This is a genomic window from Alphaproteobacteria bacterium (assembly GCA_016699305.1).
Classification (GTDB): domain Bacteria; phylum Pseudomonadota; class Alphaproteobacteria.
The window spans coordinates 1,334,886-1,353,066 of sequence record CP064970.1 but is presented as its reverse complement, the minus strand read 5'-3'; the positions used below and the strand labels follow the sequence as shown (position 1 = coordinate 1,353,066).

General features: G+C 59.4%; 19 protein-coding genes. 13 read left to right on the top strand and 6 right to left on the bottom strand.

From position 1 onward, the window contains the following. Positions 1 to 135: 135 nt before the first annotated feature. The 4 genes from IPI58_06435 to IPI58_06420 all read right to left on the bottom strand — a co-directional run bounded on the left by IPI58_06435 (position 136) and on the right by IPI58_06420 (position 2,715). Positions 136 to 807 (bottom strand): type IV secretion protein DotN, encoded by a 672-nt coding sequence (locus IPI58_06435; GenBank protein ID QQR68483.1) that lies wholly within the window; start codon positions 805 to 807, stop codon positions 136 to 138. A gap of 74 nt (positions 808 to 881) precedes the next feature. Next, on the bottom strand, positions 882 to 1,274 hold the full coding sequence (locus tag IPI58_06430) for a hypothetical protein (GenBank protein ID QQR68482.1): 393 nt from the start codon (positions 1,272 to 1,274) through the stop codon (positions 882 to 884). A 152-nt stretch (positions 1,275 to 1,426) separates the two neighbouring features. After that, entirely contained in the window at positions 1,427 to 2,134 is a 708-nt protein-coding gene (gene dnaQ / locus IPI58_06425; GenBank protein ID QQR68481.1) for a DNA polymerase III subunit epsilon, read from the bottom strand. Next, positions 2,131 to 2,715 carry a dephospho-CoA kinase gene (locus IPI58_06420; protein QQR68480.1) on the bottom strand — a complete coding sequence of 195 codons (585 nt, stop codon included), beginning with the start codon at positions 2,713 to 2,715 and terminating at the stop codon, positions 2,131 to 2,133. The genes dnaQ and IPI58_06420 overlap by 4 nt, the downstream gene beginning before the upstream one ends. A 342-nt stretch (positions 2,716 to 3,057) precedes the next feature. On the opposite strand from IPI58_06420, the gene IPI58_06415 reads away from it, so the two are divergent. The 5 genes from IPI58_06415 (at position 3,058) to IPI58_06395 (ending at position 8,232) form a co-directional block, all read left to right on the top strand. Beyond that, a complete protein-coding gene (locus IPI58_06415; GenBank protein QQR68479.1) occupies positions 3,058 to 4,080 on the top strand; it encodes a uroporphyrinogen decarboxylase in 1,023 nt (340 codons plus the stop codon). After that, the gene (hemH, locus tag IPI58_06410; protein QQR68478.1) at positions 4,073 to 5,059 is read left to right on the top strand and encodes a ferrochelatase; all 987 of its coding nucleotides are present in this window, start codon (positions 4,073 to 4,075) and stop codon (positions 5,057 to 5,059) included. The genes IPI58_06415 and hemH overlap by 8 nt, the downstream gene beginning before the upstream one ends. After that, a complete protein-coding gene (gene hemJ / locus IPI58_06405) occupies positions 5,052 to 5,477 on the top strand; it encodes a protoporphyrinogen oxidase HemJ (GenBank protein ID QQR68477.1) in 426 nt (141 codons plus the stop codon). The genes hemH and hemJ overlap by 8 nt, the downstream gene beginning before the upstream one ends. 338 nt (positions 5,478 to 5,815) lie before the next feature. After that, a complete protein-coding gene (locus IPI58_06400) occupies positions 5,816 to 6,913 on the top strand; it encodes a quinone-dependent dihydroorotate dehydrogenase (protein ID QQR70065.1) in 1,098 nt (365 codons plus the stop codon). Next, positions 6,913 to 8,232 carry an isoprenylcysteine carboxyl methyltransferase gene (locus IPI58_06395; protein ID QQR68476.1) on the top strand — a complete coding sequence of 440 codons (1,320 nt, stop codon included), beginning with the start codon at positions 6,913 to 6,915 and terminating at the stop codon, positions 8,230 to 8,232. The genes IPI58_06400 and IPI58_06395 overlap by 1 nt, the downstream gene beginning before the upstream one ends. Here the strand turns inward: IPI58_06395 and IPI58_06390 are convergent. Beyond that, positions 8,204 to 8,692 (bottom strand): hypothetical protein, encoded by a 489-nt coding sequence (locus IPI58_06390; GenBank protein ID QQR68475.1) that lies wholly within the window; start codon positions 8,690 to 8,692, stop codon positions 8,204 to 8,206. The genes IPI58_06395 and IPI58_06390 overlap by 29 nt on opposite strands. 346 nt (positions 8,693 to 9,038) lie before the next feature. On the opposite strand from IPI58_06390, the gene IPI58_06385 reads away from it, so the two are divergent. Beyond that, positions 9,039 to 9,671 carry a hypothetical protein gene (locus IPI58_06385; GenBank protein ID QQR68474.1) on the top strand — a complete coding sequence of 211 codons (633 nt, stop codon included), beginning with the start codon at positions 9,039 to 9,041 and terminating at the stop codon, positions 9,669 to 9,671. Between the two features lie 111 nt (positions 9,672 to 9,782). After that, positions 9,783 to 10,403: a hypothetical protein gene (locus IPI58_06380; protein ID QQR68473.1), complete on the top strand. Its 621-nt coding sequence runs from the start codon at positions 9,783 to 9,785 to the stop codon at positions 10,401 to 10,403. 213 nt (positions 10,404 to 10,616) lie between these two features. On the opposite strand, the gene IPI58_06375 is transcribed toward IPI58_06380, so the two are convergent. Beyond that, positions 10,617 to 11,219, bottom strand: coding sequence for an NUDIX domain-containing protein (locus tag IPI58_06375; GenBank protein QQR68472.1), 603 nt, complete (start codon positions 11,217 to 11,219; stop codon positions 10,617 to 10,619). On the opposite strand from IPI58_06375, the gene IPI58_06370 reads away from it, so the two are divergent. The 6 genes from IPI58_06370 to fabZ all read left to right on the top strand — a co-directional run bounded on the left by IPI58_06370 (position 11,218) and on the right by fabZ (position 18,171). Continuing rightward, a complete protein-coding gene (locus tag IPI58_06370) occupies positions 11,218 to 11,994 on the top strand; it encodes a ComF family protein (GenBank protein ID QQR68471.1) in 777 nt (258 codons plus the stop codon). The two genes, IPI58_06375 and IPI58_06370, sit on opposite strands and share 2 nt — an antisense overlap. A gap of 32 nt (positions 11,995 to 12,026) precedes the next feature. Further along, on the top strand, positions 12,027 to 13,208 hold the full coding sequence (locus IPI58_06365; protein QQR68470.1) for a 1-deoxy-D-xylulose-5-phosphate reductoisomerase: 1,182 nt from the start codon (positions 12,027 to 12,029) through the stop codon (positions 13,206 to 13,208). 33 nt (positions 13,209 to 13,241) lie between these two features. Beyond that, positions 13,242 to 14,423 (top strand): RIP metalloprotease RseP, encoded by a 1,182-nt coding sequence (gene rseP, locus IPI58_06360; GenBank protein ID QQR68469.1) that lies wholly within the window; start codon positions 13,242 to 13,244, stop codon positions 14,421 to 14,423. Between the two features lie 19 nt (positions 14,424 to 14,442). Then, on the top strand, positions 14,443 to 16,737 hold the full coding sequence (gene bamA / locus IPI58_06355; GenBank protein QQR68468.1) for an outer membrane protein assembly factor BamA: 2,295 nt from the start codon (positions 14,443 to 14,445) through the stop codon (positions 16,735 to 16,737). 218 nt (positions 16,738 to 16,955) lie between these two features. After that, positions 16,956 to 17,684 (top strand): OmpH family outer membrane protein, encoded by a 729-nt coding sequence (locus tag IPI58_06350; protein QQR68467.1) that lies wholly within the window; start codon positions 16,956 to 16,958, stop codon positions 17,682 to 17,684. After that, the gene (fabZ, locus tag IPI58_06345; GenBank protein ID QQR70064.1) at positions 17,647 to 18,171 is read left to right on the top strand and encodes a 3-hydroxyacyl-ACP dehydratase FabZ; all 525 of its coding nucleotides are present in this window, start codon (positions 17,647 to 17,649) and stop codon (positions 18,169 to 18,171) included. Before IPI58_06350 ends, fabZ begins: the two co-directional genes overlap by 38 nt. Positions 18,172 to 18,181: the final 10 nt, after the last annotated feature.

The window sequence follows — 18,181 nt, the reverse complement described above, 5'->3', positions numbered from 1 at the left end:
ACGCATCGAGTGCTTGTAGAAATGTCATTTCCATTTCTCACGGGAGTCACTCCCGCGAAGGCGGGAGTCCATCACCTGTGATTCACGCTGGCGCTGAATCACAGAAATCTCACACAGGAAAGAAAAAGCGCTGTGTCACGCGCTGCCGACGCGGCCTTGCAAGGCACCCGCCCAGGATGACGGGGCGAAGCCCTCGAAGGGACCTTCGCGGTCCTGCCACCAGGCCAAAAGAGCGGGATATTGATCTCGTGGGCCGGTCGGCGTTTGGATCAGGCGCTGCTCCAACGGCAATAAACGCACGCCCTCCAGCTTGGCCGCACGCGCGGCATAGGCGGCATCGTCCATATTTTCCATCATCACGCAAGCCAGAATGGCCGGATCATCCGTGCCCAATCGTCGCTTGGCATCGCCACGGCGTGTTAAAAGAGAGTCGTATCCCGCCTTCGCGGCAGCCTTCAATTCGGAAGAGGCCGAAGGATGTGTGCGCGCCGTCAACAGGGCGCGGGTCACATGATTCAGTTCGACCTGGCTAATTTCAGGCAGCCATATCAAGGTCCCCGAACGCATCCCCGCCACGCTTTCCAGTGATAGGCATTGATCGCATTGCGGACAAATCGTCATCCACGAATCGGCGGCACGGCCCTTTGCGCCCTCGACGCGGCGAATTTTCTGAAAACGGCGCGAGACAAAGCCGCAAACCTGACAGACATGCCCATCCCGCTCCATCACAGCCCCCGTCAGGGTCTGCCAATCGGCGCGGGTTCCTTGAAAGAATTGGGAGTCAGGCTTGCGCCCGACTCCCAACATGTATGCTCCTTGACTTGCCATGTCACCAATCTTGCTTATTAGCGAACACCGCTCATCTCTTCATCTTTGCGGGATCAATTTCCCTCACCGATGGGCGGCAGGATCTTACCAATGCCGGTGGCCGTACCGCTTGTCGACAAGCTGCTCTGAATCCAACCGATGGCAGGCTGCACGGCGGCCAATGTGCCACCCAGACCCATTTTGGTCAGACCCGAAGACAGCGGGGTCGAACCCGGGTTTTCGGAATGCTTCTTCAGTGCCAAGGCACCCGTCATAATGAAGACCGCCGACAGGATATAGATCAGGCCCGAGACAACGACAGGCAGACGTGTGATGCCTCCTTCAATCGTGCTAACCGAACCCTTCAGATTCTGCGCCCATGACAGGTCAGGCATGGCTGCGGTCAAAACAACCGCAACTGCCGCCAGAGTCAGGCTTTGGCTTAAGACATCAGATTTCATGGTCATCGTACTCTCCTTGTGGTTAACGAGATGGGCGGTTACCAAGATGGCGGGCCGTCGGCGCCCCTCGCCGCACGAATTCTCCGACCCCGTTCATACATGAATCATTATATTCTCTTTCAAATATCTTAACAAGAAAATCCGTACAACCGGCTATGTTAAATCGCTTTTTTTCTCCACAACGTGTCTTTGATCTGATCGAGAAAAGTTTCATGGGCGGTGATTTCCTCGGCACTGGGATGGTGAGGCCGGGGGGATCGCGCCGCACCATGCGTCATCTCGGTCCATGATCGGGGCGCTCGTCCATCCGTTCCTTCTTGGGAACTATCCAAGGACGCCATCATGTTCATCTGGTCGTCGCGTTGTTCCAGGCGGCGATAAACGCGGGCCAAAAGCTGGGCGTCCAACAACGCGCCATGCTTGCCACGGCCCGATAGATCGATCTCAAAGCGGCGGCACAAGGCGTCCAGGCTGGCGGGCGAACCGGGGAAACGCTGACGCGCCAAGGTCAAGGTATCCACCATGCGCGAGGCGGGTAATGTGTCCATCCCCAGCCGCTTTAGCTCGGCATTCACGAATCCCAAATCGAACATGGCGTTATGCGCCACCAAACGGTCTTGACCGATAAAGGCCAGGAACTCGTCCACGATTTGCGAAAAAATCGGCTTGTCGCGCAAGAAGGAATCCGTCAGGCCGCTGACCGCCGAGGCATCCGGATCCACGGGGCGTTCGGGGTTGAGATAGGCTTGATAGGTTTGGCCCGTCTCGCGCCCGTCGATCAATTCGACGCAGCCGATCTCGATGACGCGGTGGCCTTGGGCCGGGTCAAGGCCGGTCGTCTCGGTATCAAAGATGATCTCTCTCATCCCCATAGACTGACAAGACGCTTCAATTCGCGCAAGGTCTTGGCGCGGCCCTCATGCGTGGATAAGACGGCGTCGCTGGCTTTGATGCGCCGCGCATCGGACCATTGACGCGCCTGGATGGCGGCCAATTTCTGGGGCGTCATGCCGGGACGACGCAAGGCGCGTCGATGCCGAATCTCCATCGGCGCATGCGCGCAAAGCACATGATGCACGCGGTCTTGCGAATGGCTTTCAAATAATAGGGGAATATCCAGCACGGCCATGCGGTGGCCTTTGCGCCGACAGTCGCGCAAGAACCGCGCCTGTTCCTTCTGGACAAGGGGATGCAAGATGGTCTCTAACCGCGCCAGAGACGCTTTGTCGGAAAACACCAAACGACCCAGCGCGGCCCTGTCGATCCCGCCTTGCGCCAAGCGCGTGTCGGGAAAGGCGCGGGCTATTTTGGCCGTTGCGGCCCCTTTGGGCGACAAAAGATCATGCACAGCTCGATCCGAATCATGCACCGGAATGCCAAGACTTTGAAACATGCCGCATACCGTGCTCTTTCCCGCCGCGATTCCGCCGGTCAGGCCAATGATCACAAGCCCCGCTCTTTTTGGCAAAGCTCGGCGGAGATGAGCCGCAGAAGTTATCCCCATTTTTCACCTTGAGTCTTGCACATGACTTGTTGAGAACCAGGCCCTTAACCCGATAGGGCCGATTTCATCCCCGCTCTGTCTCGCTCTCTCCCGATTCCATGCCTGGGGACGAATACGCGCTGTGAGTAACGTGCATAAAATAAATCTATCCCGTTTTCATCTTTGGCCGCATATGCCCCATAGCGGGAATCTAGGTGTTGATGAAGCTGGGACAAGAGCGTAGATAAGACCTTGTCCCCAGGATCCACAGGGATCCACTATCTCCTACAATCTATAAATAAATAAATGGAAAAGAAAATTCTGGATAGTTTGCGCGGGCAGAGCGCACACCCTGTGCCGATCTGGCTGATGCGTCAGGCAGGACGCTATTTGCCTGAATACCGGCAACTGCGTCAAAAAGCGGGCGGGTTTATGGATCTGTGCCTGACGCCTGATTTAGCGACCGAGGTCACCCTACAGCCTGTGCGTCGCTTTGGCCTGGATGCTGCGATCTTATTTTCGGATATCTTGATGGTGCCCCATGGCTTGGGCGGACGGGTGGAGTTTCACGAAGGGCAAGGTCCCCTGCTTCAACCACTTGGAGAATTGCCGCCGGTTTTTAATCCGCAGCGTTTTGCCGAGCGCACCGCGCCGATCATGCAAACCGTGCGTCAGGTGAAAGAACAGCTAGATCCGGGCGTGGCTTTGATCGGCTTTGCCGGCGCGCCCTGGACGGTGGCCTGTTACATGCTGCAAGGCAAAGGCGGGGACGAATTTCGCCAAGCGCGGTCCCAGGCCTATGCAAACCCCGCGCGTCTGGCGTCTTTGCTGGATGTCTTGGTCGAGGCCACCACGAATTACTTGATTGCGCAGATCGAGGCGGGGGCTGATATCGTTCAAATCTTCGACTCATGGGCCGGTTTGGTGCCGCCTGAAAACTTTGACGCTTGGGTTATTCAGCCCACGCGCCGAATCGCCGATATGCTGCGGGTACGCTTTCCGAATGTGCCCGTGATCGGCTTTCCGCGCGGAGCGGGGCTGATGATCGAATCTTATGCCGACCAGACTGGGGTGACGGCCTTGGGCTTGGACTCGTCCGTGCCCCTGGCCTTTGCGCGCGATAAACTGCAAACGCGCCTACCCGTTCAGGGCAATCTGGACCCGATGGCGTTATTGGCAGGCGGCGCGGCCTTGCGCGAGGGCGTGCAGCGCATTTTAGAACATCTGGGCAGCGGACCCATGGTCTTCAATCTGGGCCATGGCGTGATCAAGGAAACCCCGCCCGAGCATGTTGCCGAATTGGTGGATTTGGTGCGCGCGCATGGCTGACACGCAGCGTCTGGCCGTGATCCTGTTCAATCTGGGCGGTCCGGCCAATTTGGCCGAAGTTCATCCTTTTTTGCTGAGCCTGTTTTCGGATCCGGCCATCTTGCGCGTGCCCGGTTGGTTGCGCCTTCCCCTGGCGCATCTGATCGCTGCGCGCCGCGCGCCGGTGGCGCGGCAGATTTATGCCAAGCTTGGTGGCGGTTCGCCCATTCTGGCGCAAACCCAGGCCCAGGCCCAAGCGCTTGAAAATCTCTTACGCGAAAGAACCCGGCAAGATGTGCGCGTCTTTATCGCCATGCGCCATGCCGCGCCACGCGCGGCGCAAGCTGCCCGTGAAGTGGCAGATTTCGCGCCCTCACGCATCGTGCTTTTGCCGCTTTATCCGCAATTTTCCACCACCACCACGCAATCCAGCCTGGACGACTGGGCGCATCACGCGCGGCTTTGCGGCCTTGGAAATATTCCCGCGCAAGCCGTTGACGCCTATCCCGCTCAAGCTGGCCTGATCGAGGCGCTCACGCAAGGCGTGCGCAAAGCGTGGGAAGAACTGCGCGCAAAGGGGCATCAGACGGCGCGAATCTTGTTCAGCGCGCATGGCCTGCCGGAAAAGATCGTCGCGGCAGGAGATCCGTATCCAAAGCATTGCGAGTCCACCGCGGCGGCCTTACGGCACAGCCTGGCCGATATTCCAAATCTCGACAGCGTGCTGTGCTATCAAAGCCGGGTCGGCCCTTTGGCCTGGATCGGACCTTCGACCGAATCGGAATTGCGCCGCGCGGGAAGCCAAGGCTCGCCGGTGATTGTGGTGCCTATCGCCTTTGTCAGCGAGCATTCGGAAACCCTGGTCGAGTTGGACATGGAAGGCCGCGACTTGGCTTTAGAGGCCGGATCGTCGGCCTTTATTCGTGTGCCCACGCCCGGCACTTCCCCCGCCTTCATCGCGGGATTGGCTCAATTGGTGGAGGACGCCGTTCATGTATGAATGGATCAAGGCCTTGCATGTGATCAGCGTCATCGCCTGGATGGCGGGTTTGTTCTATTTGCCGCGCTTGTATGTGTATCACTGCGCCGCCGAGAAAGGCTCGGTTCAGTCCGAGACCTTCAAGACCATGGAACGCCGCCTGCTGCGCATCATCATGAACCCGGCCATGATCGCCAGTTACGTCTTTGGCCTATGGCTGCTGCATCTGAATCCCGCTCTGGTACAGCAAGGCCATATGCAGGCCAAGATCGCCTTGGTGCTGCTGCTGACGGTTTTGCACGGCATGTTGTCCAGCTGGCGGCGTGATTTTGAAAGCGATGTGAACACACGCCCCGCGCGTTTCTATCGCATCATCAACGAAGCGCCGACGGTCCTGATGATCGGAATCGTCATTTTGGTGATCGTGAAGCCTTTTTGAGGCATGAAAAAAGGCCGCGCCAGGATATGGCACGGCCAGTTCAGGGAGGAAACGCCAAAAGCGTTGCGAAACGGCAAGAACGCGCCATCCCGCACCGCACAATATACGACCCATTCGTGAGATAGAACAAGTACAAAAAATCACATAACACACTGTATTATAACATGATAATATGTATTGCCCGGAACGATAAGGCGGTGATATCCCTATACCGCACCGCAAAAACCACGAAAACAAAGTCTTTCTCGCGGGACGTGACAAAGCCCTATCCTCCGGATTACAACAAAGCGCCTGTGACAGGCGCGTCTTACGGCTTTCTTTGGAATGGGTGTCCGGCTATGTCGATCGTCAATCGCTTTATCGTCTCTGCCTTGCATCTTTTGCCTCCCGAATCGGCGCATGAGGTGACCATCGCTGCCTTGCAATGCGGTTTTGGTCCGGTGGCGCATGGCAAAGACGACCCCGCTTTGGCTCAGCGTCTATGGGGTCTGGATTTCCCGAATTTTCTGGGACTGGCCGCCGGGTTCGATAAAAACGCCCAGGCCCTGTTGCCGCTGCTGCGCATGGGGTTTGGCTTTGTCGAGGCCGGCACGGTGACGCCGCGTCCGCAAGAGGGCAATCCGCGTCCGCGCATCTTTCGCTTGCCCCGCCAGCGTGCCTTGATCAACCACCTCGGCTTCAACAATATTGGTCTGGAAGCCTTCACCGCCAATCTGCATGCCTTTCGTGAACGCGGCGTGACTCCCGGCCTGGTGGGAGCGAATATCTCGCAAAACAAGGGTGCGACGCCCGATGGCGATTTCGCCGATTATGTGGCGGGGATGAAGGCCGTGGCGGCGCTGGCCGATTATGTCGTGGTCAATATCTCTTCGCCCAACACGCCTGGTCTACGCGGCTTGCAGAATAAGCAGGATTTGGCTGCGCTCATCGCGCGCGTGAAAGAGGCCCGCGCAAGCGCGGTGCGTCAACCGCCTTTGTTGGTCAAGATATCCCCGGATTTGGACGAACAAGGCCGTCAAGATATCGCCGATGTCGCCTTGGCGACAGGGCTAGACGGGCTGGTGGTCAGCAACACCACGGTGAGTCGTTCTCCCGAGCTGCCGGCCTCTATGGTCAATCAGCCGGGGGGCCTTAGCGGCGCGCCGCTCTTCGACGCCTCCACGCAGCTTTTGGCGGATATGTACAGACTCACCCACGGCCAGGTTCCGATGATCGGCGCGGGCGGCGTGGGCAACGGCGCGCAGGCCTATGCCAAGATTCGCGCCGGAGCTTCGTTGGTGCAGCTTTATACCGCGCTGATCTATAAGGGCGCCGGGCTGGTCGGCCAGATCAAGCATGACGTGGCGGAACTGTTGCGCCGGGATGGTTACGGCTCGATCCAAGATGCCGTGGGCGCGGATCATCGCGCCGTTGTCGCCGCCACCAAGGCACGGTGATGGTAGCCAGCCCATCCAAACCCAGCGGTTCGCCCATCAAGCCACGTTCTTGCGTCGGCTGGTGGATGTTGCCTTGGGGGGTATCGGTCTGGACGGCGGGATTCTTTGTATTCGGTCATTATCGAAATATTGCGGGATTGGGCGAGGCTGCCAGTTGCCTACTGGTCCTTTTGGCATGTGGGTTTCTGACGGGTCTTGGCGAATGGGTGCGCCAGGGCCTGCCGCGCCCACAGCGCATGCCCGATGGCGCGCGTTTGGCCTTTAAGCTGGTGGGCCTGGCCTTCACCTTAGGGGCACTGAGCTTCGTGTATTGGCTGTTCCCGGTCTATCACCAACCCTATTACAAACCGTATTTCGGGGCGCTGCAGGGAATCGCGGGCCTTGGCACCCTTTTGGTCGTGCTGGCCTATATCGTCTATACGGATATGTGCATGGACGATCCCCATGACGCATATTGGCATTTGGGGCGTGCTGTAATCTTGAATTGGGGCAGCGCGGATCGGGCGATCTTGCGCACCCATTTGCTGGGCTGGATGGTCAAGGGGTTCTTCTTGCCTTTGATGTTTGTGCAAAGTCTGCGTGGAATGAACGGGCTGTGGACCCTACTGTTTCAAACGGCAAGCCCCACGGAATACACGCAATTCCACAAGCTGATCTTCGAATTGATGATGACCGCCGAGGTTTGCGTCGCGGCGGTGGGATACATCTTTGCCCTACAGCTGTTCCGCAGCCATATTCGCTCGGTCGAGCCGAGCTTGTTGGGTTGGGCGGTGGCGGTTTCCTGTTATGCGCCGTTCTTTGACGGCGTGTTCAAGCCCTATCTGGATTATCACGATGCGTTGGTCTGGGATAGTTGGCTTGCGCCTTGGCCGGAAATGCGCGTGGTCTGGGGCTGCGCGATATTGGTGCTGACCACCGTTTATGCCGCCAGCACCTTTGCCTTTGGCATTCGTTTCTCCAATCTCACCCATCGCGGCATCGTCACCAACGGCACCTATGCCTGGACCAAGCATCCGGCCTATCTGTCCAAGAACGCCTTTTGGTGGCTGGTCTCGGTGCCCTTTGTCGCGGGCGGCGATCCGGAATTGGCTTTACGACACAGCCTATTATTGCTGGGCGTGAATATCGTTTACGCCTTGCGCGCCTATACCGAGGAACGTCATTTGTCGCGCGATGACGACTATGTGCGCTATGCCCTGTGGATGGACAGGCACAGCCTGTTTTCATTCGTCGGGCGTTTGATCCCGGCCCTTAGCTATGCGCGGCTGCACAAGGCGGCGGCGGCGCGGGTCACTTCCGGCGGAACTGATCCAGGCTGATGACTTCGCCGCTCTTTTCGGGCTTGGCGGATTTTTCGCTTTTGGGCTTGGCCGCACCGCGCGGGGCTTTTGTCCCCACGACCTGCGGCGCGGGCCGCACCTGGAATTGTAAGGCGAATTTCACCGAAGGATCGGCAAAGGCCGTGATAGCGCCGAACGGCACGGACAATTCCTCGTGCTTGCCGCCGAAACTTAGCGTGACGGAAAAGCCGTCATCGCCCACGACCATGTTATAAAACTGGTGCTGAAGGACGATGGTCATTTCCTGGGGGTGTTTCTCCCGCAGATGATCGGGCATCACCACTTCCGGCCAATCGGTGCGGAAGGACATATAGAAATGATGCTTGCCCGGCAGGCCGTGCTTGGCCACGCGGGCCAAGGCCTCGCGCACCACGGCGCGCAGCGCTTCTTCCACCATCACATCGTAATGCAGAAAATCTTTGTGACCCGTCTCGCTCATCACGTCCCGCGCTTTGATTCCATAGATGGTTTGCCGGACGAGTATAGGCGATGCGCGCGCGCATCCCAAGCGAAAGCACCAAGGCTTGAAACGAAAATGACAAACAAGGAACTTTAACAATCTGTGAATACCAAAGACCTGTGGTGCAAATCAGATACATAGACGATACTTGGCGGATGCGGATTGAAATTCAATAAGATCCCCCTTGCGGGCGACAATGGCTTGATTATACTAAGGGACCGAATCTGGGGGTGCAGAAAACACCTCCGGCACCCTCGCTTGGGCACTCCTTGCAAGAGGCAAGGCTTAGGTGAGGAAGCCCTCATCAACGAGGCTTTTATTGGTCGTGGACGAACAAACGATCTGGAAAGGAGATCTTCTTATGCAGACTTCCCTCAACCTAGGCCGCCGTCGTGGCGAGGCGGGCTTCAACTTGGTTGAAGCCGCCATCGTTCTTGGCATCGTGGGCCTCATCATCGGTGGCATCTGGGCCGCCGCCGCTGCCGTGTATGAAAACTGGCGTGCGGGCAAAGGCAATCAGCAATTGCTGCAGATCGTGCAGAACGTGCGCAGCCTGTATGCAAATCAGGGAACTTTCGGCTCACCTACCGTGCTCCAGCTCAATCAAGCTGGGGTGTTTCCTGTCGAGATGCGCCGTAGTGGATCAAGCGTCGTAGATAGCCTACTTGATCACCCATGGTCAGCTGGTACTGCTGCTGGCGGCTGTGCTGGAACCGTTTGTGTGGCTCAAGGTGCAAGCGGCCAAGAGTTTGCGGTGACCTTTGGCGGACTTCCTCGTGAAGCGTGCATCAACATGATCACGCGTTCATCCCAGCAAACCGGGCAAATTGGTTTGTTGCAGGTTGGGGGTATTGATCTTAGGAACGCGACGACGGCGGTCACGGTTGCTACAGCTGCCGGGCAGTGTGCCAACGCGGCGACTAATGACGTCACCTGGACATTTCGCCTACGCGGCTAATGCCTTGGTGAAGGTATAGGAAAGGGCCGCCTTCGGATCTTCCGTTGGCGGCCTTTTTACTGAAGGGGTCAGAACTGTCAAGCGTTTGAAACTTTATAAAGGATATCTGCCATGTCTGGACCGCATCTTTCCCGTTCCGCCCACCGCAATGCGGGGTTCGATCTGCTGCGCGCGTTGATCGTTTTGATCATCCTGGGCGGTGTGTTGGCCGGGGGATGGTATCTGTACACCGATGGTGTGCAATCGGACCGGAATTTCACATTGGCCGATCGACAATTTGTCAGCCTGCCTCAGGCCGTGCGTGGTTCGCCCTATGGCCAAATGGGGCTATCGGGGAATGAGGCACAAGTGACGCAGGCCCTGGACCAAGCGGGGGCCTTTATTAAGGCCTGGCGACGCGATCTGGGCAAGTCCGAGGGCGTGATCGACCATCCCTGGCATCGCAGCGCGCCCGGCGTTTGGGCCGGTGGCGGCAGCGTGACGGTGGAGGGGCTGGGTGCCAGTTATGTGCTGCGCTTTAAGAGCCTGCCTGCCGATGTGTGCGCGCGTCTGGTGCAGGAACATTCCAACGCCACCAAACGGCAGGTCAGCGGCAGCGTTTCGACCGGTCTTGCGGCGATCAGCGTCAACCGCAGCGCGCCTTTGACCATGCCGGTCGGCGCAGCGGCGGCCCGCAGCGCGTGCAGCCTGTCTCAAAACGAGGTAGCTTGGACTTTCCGCCTGCGCGGATAACCGCCCTTGGCTCTCTGGCGTTGTTCCCGATTATCCGGGCGATGATGCTTTGCTTCAGAAAAGAGTCTGAGATTCAATATTAGCGTAAATGGCGGGTGATGGATGCCCGCAGGAGCCTGCTCTCGCGTAGGCGGGGGCGAGCATGACTCGCTGTGGGGTGGGTGAGCAAAAAAGCGCGGCATGGCTTGTCGTGAGCCTCCCTCCCCTCATGCGTCACTTCCGCAAAGACGGGCGTTTGATGGCCAACCATAGCAAGGGGGCCAAAGAAGGGCCGTGTTGGATGCGGCCTTCCAGGGCATCGGCGATGACTTGTTCGGCAGGAAGGGCCAGGACGGTGATGTCTTCCTCGTCAATCCCGCGCGTGGGTAAGGGTCCAGGGGCGGCGACCTCCACCAGGGCGCAAAACACATGGCAACATAGGTCCAATATGCCCGGGCTTTCGAAGATTTGGGCGATGGGGATCATCTCGCGCGCGTCCAGCCCCGCCTCCTCATGCAATTCGCGCATGGCGGCATGGGCCATCTCCTCCCCCGCTTCGACCGCCCCTGCCGGCAATTGGCGCATCCAGCCTGGACCGCCGACGACAAAAGGCGGCGCGCGGAATTCTTCGATCATCACCACAAGATCGCGGACGGGATCATAAGGCAGAACGACCACCGAACGACCCAGCCGCACCGCCTCGCGCCGCATGGGTTGGCTCATGCCGCCGGTGCTGAGGCTGTGACGCAATGTCATCTGCTCGACCCGTATATAGCCTTGATAGGCTGTGTTTCTCTCGAGAACTTCGACATGGCGAAAAGGCGTTTCATCGGTCATGACGGTTTTATCCTTGGTACGAAAGGGACTGACTCTCCTAGGGGCCTGGCCAGGTCATCTGGGCCTAGGGATGCTGGATTTCATCTTGCCGCCTTTATGTCCCCATTGCGAGACTCGGGTGCAGCGCATGGGGGGACTATGCCCCGCTTGCGCCGCCGGGCTCAAGCTGATCGCCGCGCCCCATTGCGCCTTATGCGGTCTGCCCTTTCCCTATGAAATGGGGGAAGATTGCCTATGCGCCGGATGCCTGGCCCACACCCCGCATTTTGTCGCGGCGCGTGCCGCCACGGTCTATGACGATCACAGCCGTGGCCTGATATTGGCGCTCAAGCACGGCGACCAGACAGAATTGGCCGAGCTTTTGGGCGGCTGGATGGCGCGTGCCGGGCGCGATTTGTGCCAAGATGCGGATGCCTTGATCCCCGTTCCCTTGCATTGGACGCGCCTGTGGCATCGTCGCTATAACCAGTCGGTGTTGTTGGCGCAAGCCGTGGGAAAACAGGTGGATAGGCCGGTTTGGAGCCGCCTGTTGCGCCGCCGTCGCATGACTCCCAGCCAAAAAGGCCATAGCCGCGTGCAGCGACGTGCCAATGTCGGGGGCGCGTTTTGGGTGCCACCCCATCTGCGCCATAAAATCGTGGGAGTTTCGCTTGTTTTGGTGGATGATGTGCTGACCACAGGGGCCACGGTGGACGAGGCGGCCCGCGTGTTGCTTCGCGCGGGCGCTGCCAAGGTCACGGTGCTGACCGCCGCCCGCGTGGTGCCTGCGTCATAGAACATAACGTCGTATACAGGAGCATTCAGAATATGACCCGGATTTCTTCTTCTCCGGCAGGAGTGACTATTCTAGGGGCCACCGGCTCGGTCGGCGTTCAGACATTGGATGTTATCGGGCGTCATCCGGATTCCTATGCGGTGGATGCCTTGGTGGCCAATCGCAAGGCCAAGGAATTGGCGCGTTTGGCCATCGAGCATAAAGCGCGCCTGGCCGTGGTGGCCGATGAATCGGCCTATGGCGAATTGCGCGAGGCTCTTTCCGGCAGCGGCATCGAGGCAGCGGCCGGTCCCCAAGCGGTGATCGAGGCGGCGCAGCGACCGGCCCCCATCGTCATGGCCGCCATCGTGGGCGCGGCCGGTTTGGACGCGACCATGGCCGCCGCAAGGCGCGGCGCGCGGGTGGCCTTTGCCAATAAGGAATGCCTGGTTTGCGCCGGTCCCTTGCTGCTGGACGCCATGCGCCAAGGCGGAGGCGATCTGTTGCCGGTGGACAGCGAACACAGCGCGATTTTCCAGTGCCTGGACACAGACCAGCGCGATCAAATTCTACGCCTGATCCTGACCTGTTCGGGCGGTCCTTTCCGAGGCTGGAGCCGCGACAGACTGGAGCATGTCACCCCCGCCCAGGCCCTGAAACACCCGACATGGAGCATGGGCGCGAAGATCTCCATCGACAGCGCGACATTGATGAATAAGGGCCTGGAATTGATCGAGGCGCATTTCCTGTTCGACATGCCGTCCGAAAAGATCGACGTGGTCGTGCATCCGCAATCCGTGGTGCATAGCATGGTCGAATACGCCGACGGTTCCACTTTGGCCCAGCTGGGCAGTCCCGATATGCGCACGCCCATCGCCGTAGCCTTGGCCTGGCCCCGGCGCATTCCGGTTCCTGTGCCGGGCCTGGACTTGGCGCGCCACTCTACCTTGACCTTCGAAGCGCCCGACGAGGTAGCCTTTCCCGCCTTGCCCTTGGCGCGCGAGGCGCTGCGTCGCGGCGGCACTTCCCCGGCCATCATGAACGCCGCCAACGAGGTGGCCGTGCAAAGTTTCCTGGAAGAAAAGCTGGATTTTCTGGGGATTACGGCCTGTGTCGAGGCCACTCTTGACGGCGTGGCGGCCCCGCCCCTTGATTCTTTGGACACACTTGCCCAAGTTGATACCCAGGCCCGCGCCTATGCGCGGCAGTATCTGGGCCGCAAACGCGCGGCCTAGGCTTTACCAGGATATGACAGGAGACATACGCGCATGACCGATCTGCTTTCTTTGATTTGGAATTATGGCGTTCCCTTTGCGGCCATATTGACGGTCGTGGTGTTCGTGCATGAGTTTGGTCATTACTGGGTGGCGCGTCGCTGCGGCGTGCGGGTCGAGACCTTCTCCATCGGCTTTGGCCCCGAATTGTTCCATCGCATGGACAAGCACGGCACGCGCTGGCGCGTGGCCCTGTTTCCCATCGGCGGTTATGTGAAATTCTTTGGTGATGCCGATCCGGCCAGCATGCCCGACGCCAAGGCGGGAGCAAGTATGAGCGCGGATCAGCGCGGCCAGGCCTTTTTCGCCAAGCCCTTGGGCCAAAAATCCGCCATCGTCGCGGCGGGACCGGTGGTGAATTACATCTTCGCATTCGTGGTGCTGGTGGGCTTGTTCATGGCCTATGGCCGCCCCTTTACCCCGCCCATGGTCGGCGGCTTGGTCGAAGGCGGCGCGGCGCAGCAAGCGGGGCTTTTGAAGGGAGATCGCATCCTGTCGGTCGATGGCTATGCCATTGAGCGGTTCGAAGATATCCAGCGTCAGATTCTCTTGGCCAATGGCCAGCCCGTGCGTTTGCGCTATGCGCGCGAAGGGAACGAAACCGAGATCACGGTCACCCCCATACGCAGCGCGGCCCCTGCCGCTTTGGCCGAACCAGGCAAGACCGATCAAAAGACCCCGGATGAGCAGGCCGCTGCCGCCCGCCCCCGCCTGGGGGTGATCAGCCCGACATTGGAATTTCGTAAACTAGGCGGAATGGAGTCGATCAGTGCCGCCGGTCAGGAAGTGGTGGAGCTGACCTGGACCACCTTACGCACGCTGGGCCAGGCCATTTCAGGCGCGCGCGACGCCAAGGAAGTCTTGGGCGGACCTTTACGCATCGCCCAGATGTCGGGCGAGACCGCGCGAATGGGTTTGGCGAATGTGCTGTGGTTCGTGGCGTTGTTGTCGCTGAATCTGGGCCTGTTGAACTTATTTCCGATCCCCTTGCTCGACGGGGGCCACCTGCTATTCTACGCCTGCGAGAAACTGCGTGGTCGGCCCTTGGGTGAACGAGTCCAAGAAGCCGCCGCCCGCATTGGCCTTGGTACCGTTCTGGCTTTGATGCTCTTTGCCACATGGAACGATATCGTCCAATTGCGCGTGTTCAGTTTCCTCAAAGGGCTGTTTTCGTAAGAGGCGACAAAGGGAATCCATGGGCAACGCATCATTAAAGAGCGGGCGGGCGGGCGTTGCCTTTCTGACCCTGGCCCTGGCGGCCTGGACTCCGGCCGTGCTGAACGCGGCGGTGATCGAACAGATCCGCATCGACAACGCGCAGCGTATCGAACGCCAGACGGTCTTGTCCTATCTAAGCCTTGGCGTGGGCGACGAGGCCAGCCCCGAACGTCTGGACCAATCCTTGAAGGCCCTGTTCGCCAGCGGCCTTTTCAACGATGTCGCCTTGGCCATGGATAACGACACATTGGTCGTCACGGTGACGGAGAACCCCATCGTCAACCGCCTGGTTTTCGAGGGCAACGACCACCTCAAGACCGAAGACCTGGAAAAAGAAGTGCAGATGAAGGCGCGCGGCGTGTTGACCCGCGCGCGTGTGCAATCGGATGTGCAGCGTTTGTTGGATTTGTATCAGCGCAACGGGCGCTTTGGCGCGGTGGTCACGCCCAAAGTGGTCAAGTTGGAACAAAACCGCGTCGATCTGGTCTATGAGATCAAGGAAGGCAGCCGCACGGGCGTGCAGCGCATCGCCTTCGTCGGCAACAAGGCGTTTAGCGATTCGGAACTACGGTCGCAGATGGCCACGCGCGAGACGCGCTGGTGGCGGTTTCTCTCGGCCACGGATTTTTACGATCCGGACCGCACGGGCTTTGACAAGGAATTGCTGCGCCGCTTTTACCTGGGCGAAGGCTATGCCGATTTCCGCGTCGCCTCGGCCACGGCCGAGCTGACCCAGGACCGCGAGGATTTCCTGGTCACCTTCACGATGGAGGAAGGCGAACGCTATCGCTTCGGCCCCGTCAAGTTGGAAAGCCAGATTAAAGGCTTGGACGGCGAGTCCTTGCGTGAATTCGTCACCGTCCGCCAAGGCGATTGGTACGATTCGCGCCAGGTCGAGGACAGTATCGCCAAATTATCGGCGGCGGTGGGCGATCGACAATATGCTTTTGTGCGCGTCGAGCCGCGCATGGACCGCAACCGCGAAACGCGCGAAATCACGATGACCTTCGTGTTGAACGAAGGTCCTAAGGTCTATGTCGAGCGCATCGATGTGGCAGGAAACATGCGCACCATGGACAAGGTGGTGCGGCGCGAGATGCTCTTGGCCGAAGGCGATCCGTTCAATTTGTCCCTGCTGAAGCGTTCCGAGCAGCGCGTCAAGGACCTCGGCTTTTTCGAGACGGTCAATGTGACCCCGGCGGAAGGCTCGCAGCCGGACCGCACGGTGCTCAAGACCGAGATCAAGGAAAAATCCACGGGCGAGTTGTCGATCGGCGCGGGGTATTCCACCGCCGACGGGATTCTGGGCGATTTCAGCATCCGCGAGCGCAATTTCCTAGGGCGCGGTCAGGATGCGCGTCTGGGCGTGACGGCTTCGGGCCGCACCCAAAGCTATGACGCCAGCTTTACCGAGCCGTATTTCCTGGAGCGCGATTTGGCGGCGGGCGTGGACCTGTTCCGCGTCAACCGCGACAACCAGGATCGCAGCTCATATGACGAAGCTTCCACGGGTTTTGGCCTGCGCCTTGGCTATCCTATCACCGAGAGCTTGCGTCAAAAGCTCAGTTATACCTTTAGCTCGGACGAGATCAACAACGTGCCTTCCGATGCCTCGCGCTTCGTGCGGGAACAGGAAGGCACCACGATCAGCTCGATCCTGGGCCAAGAGCTGTCTTGGGATAAGCGCGATAGCAAGCTGAAACCCACGGATGGTTATGTCGTGCGTTTGTCCACCGATGTGGCCGGGGCCGGCGGCGACGTGCAATATCTGCGCAGTAAGCTGACGGGTAGTTGGTACTACCCCATCGCGCCGCAATGGGTGTTTAGCCTGCTGGGCGAAGGCGGATGGATGGATGGTTTGGGTCAGCGCACGCGCATCAACGACCACTTCTTCCTGGGCGGCGACAATCTGCGCGGTTTTGCCTTTGCCGGCGTTGGGCCGCGCGACTTGACCGCCGGGGCCGACGACTCCTTGGGCGGTACGCGCTATGTGCGCAGCAGCGCCGAGCTGGAACTGCCCATCGGCCTGCCCGAGGAGCTGGGCTTTAAGGGCCATGTGTTCACGGATATGGGCACGTTGGGCGGCGCGGATGTCAAAGCGTTGCCTTCGGAAACCTTTATGGCGACGGAGGCGTTGCGTGCCAGCGTCGGCTTTGGCGTGTCGTGGCAGTCTCCGCTGGGACCGATCCGCGTCGATTGGGCCGAGCCGTTCCAGCGCGAGTCCTATGACAAGGTCGAACGGTTCCGTTTCAGCTTTGGAACAAGGCTGTAATGATGAAGGCTGGCCTGACATACCGGCTAGGGGCTTTTTGGCTTGGGCGCGAAGGTCTGGGCGCGTCTTTTGAATCCAGAAGGCGCAGCATTTCCCATGGTGGAACTGCCCCTCATCCTCAGTCACTCTCGCGAAAGCGGGGGTCCATCTCCTGCCCTAGCCGATCGCGCTGCGGTTTGGAAGGGTTTGCGATTCAACGCTTGCGTTATCGGCGGGTGATGGATGCCCGCCTTCGCGGGCATGACTCCGTCGGAGAAGGAAGCCATAAAAAAAGCGGTGTTTCCTATCGTGTCGCTCTTTCGAGCTTTCTGGCTGTGAGCGTGGCTCTGGTCGGGCTGGCTTATGCCGCGCCTGCCCCGTCCCCCATCCCTGCCGGTTCGCCGCCCTCTGCCGCCGTGTCTTCGGCTTATTTGGTGGTCGATGTGCAAAAGATCATGGCCGAGTCCAAGGCGGCCCAAAGCGCTCAGGCGCGGATCAATGCACAACGTAACCACCACCAAAAAGAAGTCGCTGACGAGGAAAAGCGTCTGCGCGAGGACGAACAGACCCTCAAGGCGCAACGCGCCACGCTTAGCCCCGAGGAATTCGACCGCCAGGCCCAGGCCCTGCGCGACCGTTTCCGTGTGGTCGAGCGCGATGTTCAGGGCAGAAGGCGCTCGCTAAATCAGGCCTTTACCTCGGCGATGGGCCAAGTCCGCACCGCCTTGCATGAGGTGATGTCGGACGTAGCCCATAGGCGCCAAGCTGTGTTGGTTCTGCCGCGCCAATCCACCTTATGGGCGGATCCGGCTATTGACGTGACCGATCAGGTCTTGGAAGGTTTGAACCGCAAACTGCCTGAGGTTACAGTGTCCTTTGACGGTAGCGGGGCAAACACTCAAATCGAGCGCGACGAAAGCAATCCTCATGATGAAATTGGCCGGAACGTCCCATCATCGCGACCCTAAGCCGCAGGCGGCCACAGGCCGCACTCTGGGCATAGGCACGATCATGAAATATCTACCGCATCGGTATCCGATGCTGTTGGTGGATCGTCTGATCGACGTGGTCCCGGGGGAAAGCGCCACCGGCATCAAGAACGTGACGATCAACGAGCCGTTCTTCCAGGGACACTTTCCGGGACGACCGATTATGCCCGGCGTATTGGTGATCGAGGCCATGGCTCAGACGGCGGCCGTGCTGGTGGTGGACAATCTGCCCGAAGCCCAGCGCCGTAACTTCGTCTATTTTATGAGCATTGAAGAGGCGCGTTTCCGTAAACCGATCATTCCTGGCGACACGTTATACATTCGTGTGCGCAAATTGCGCCAGCGCGGCCCCGTATGGCGTTTCCGCAGCGAAGTGATGGTGGATGACGTGTTATGCGCCGAGGCGGTGTTTACGGCCATGCTGCCGGGCGATGACGCCCAAGGCCCCAATCTCGATGCGTTATAAAGGCGATCCG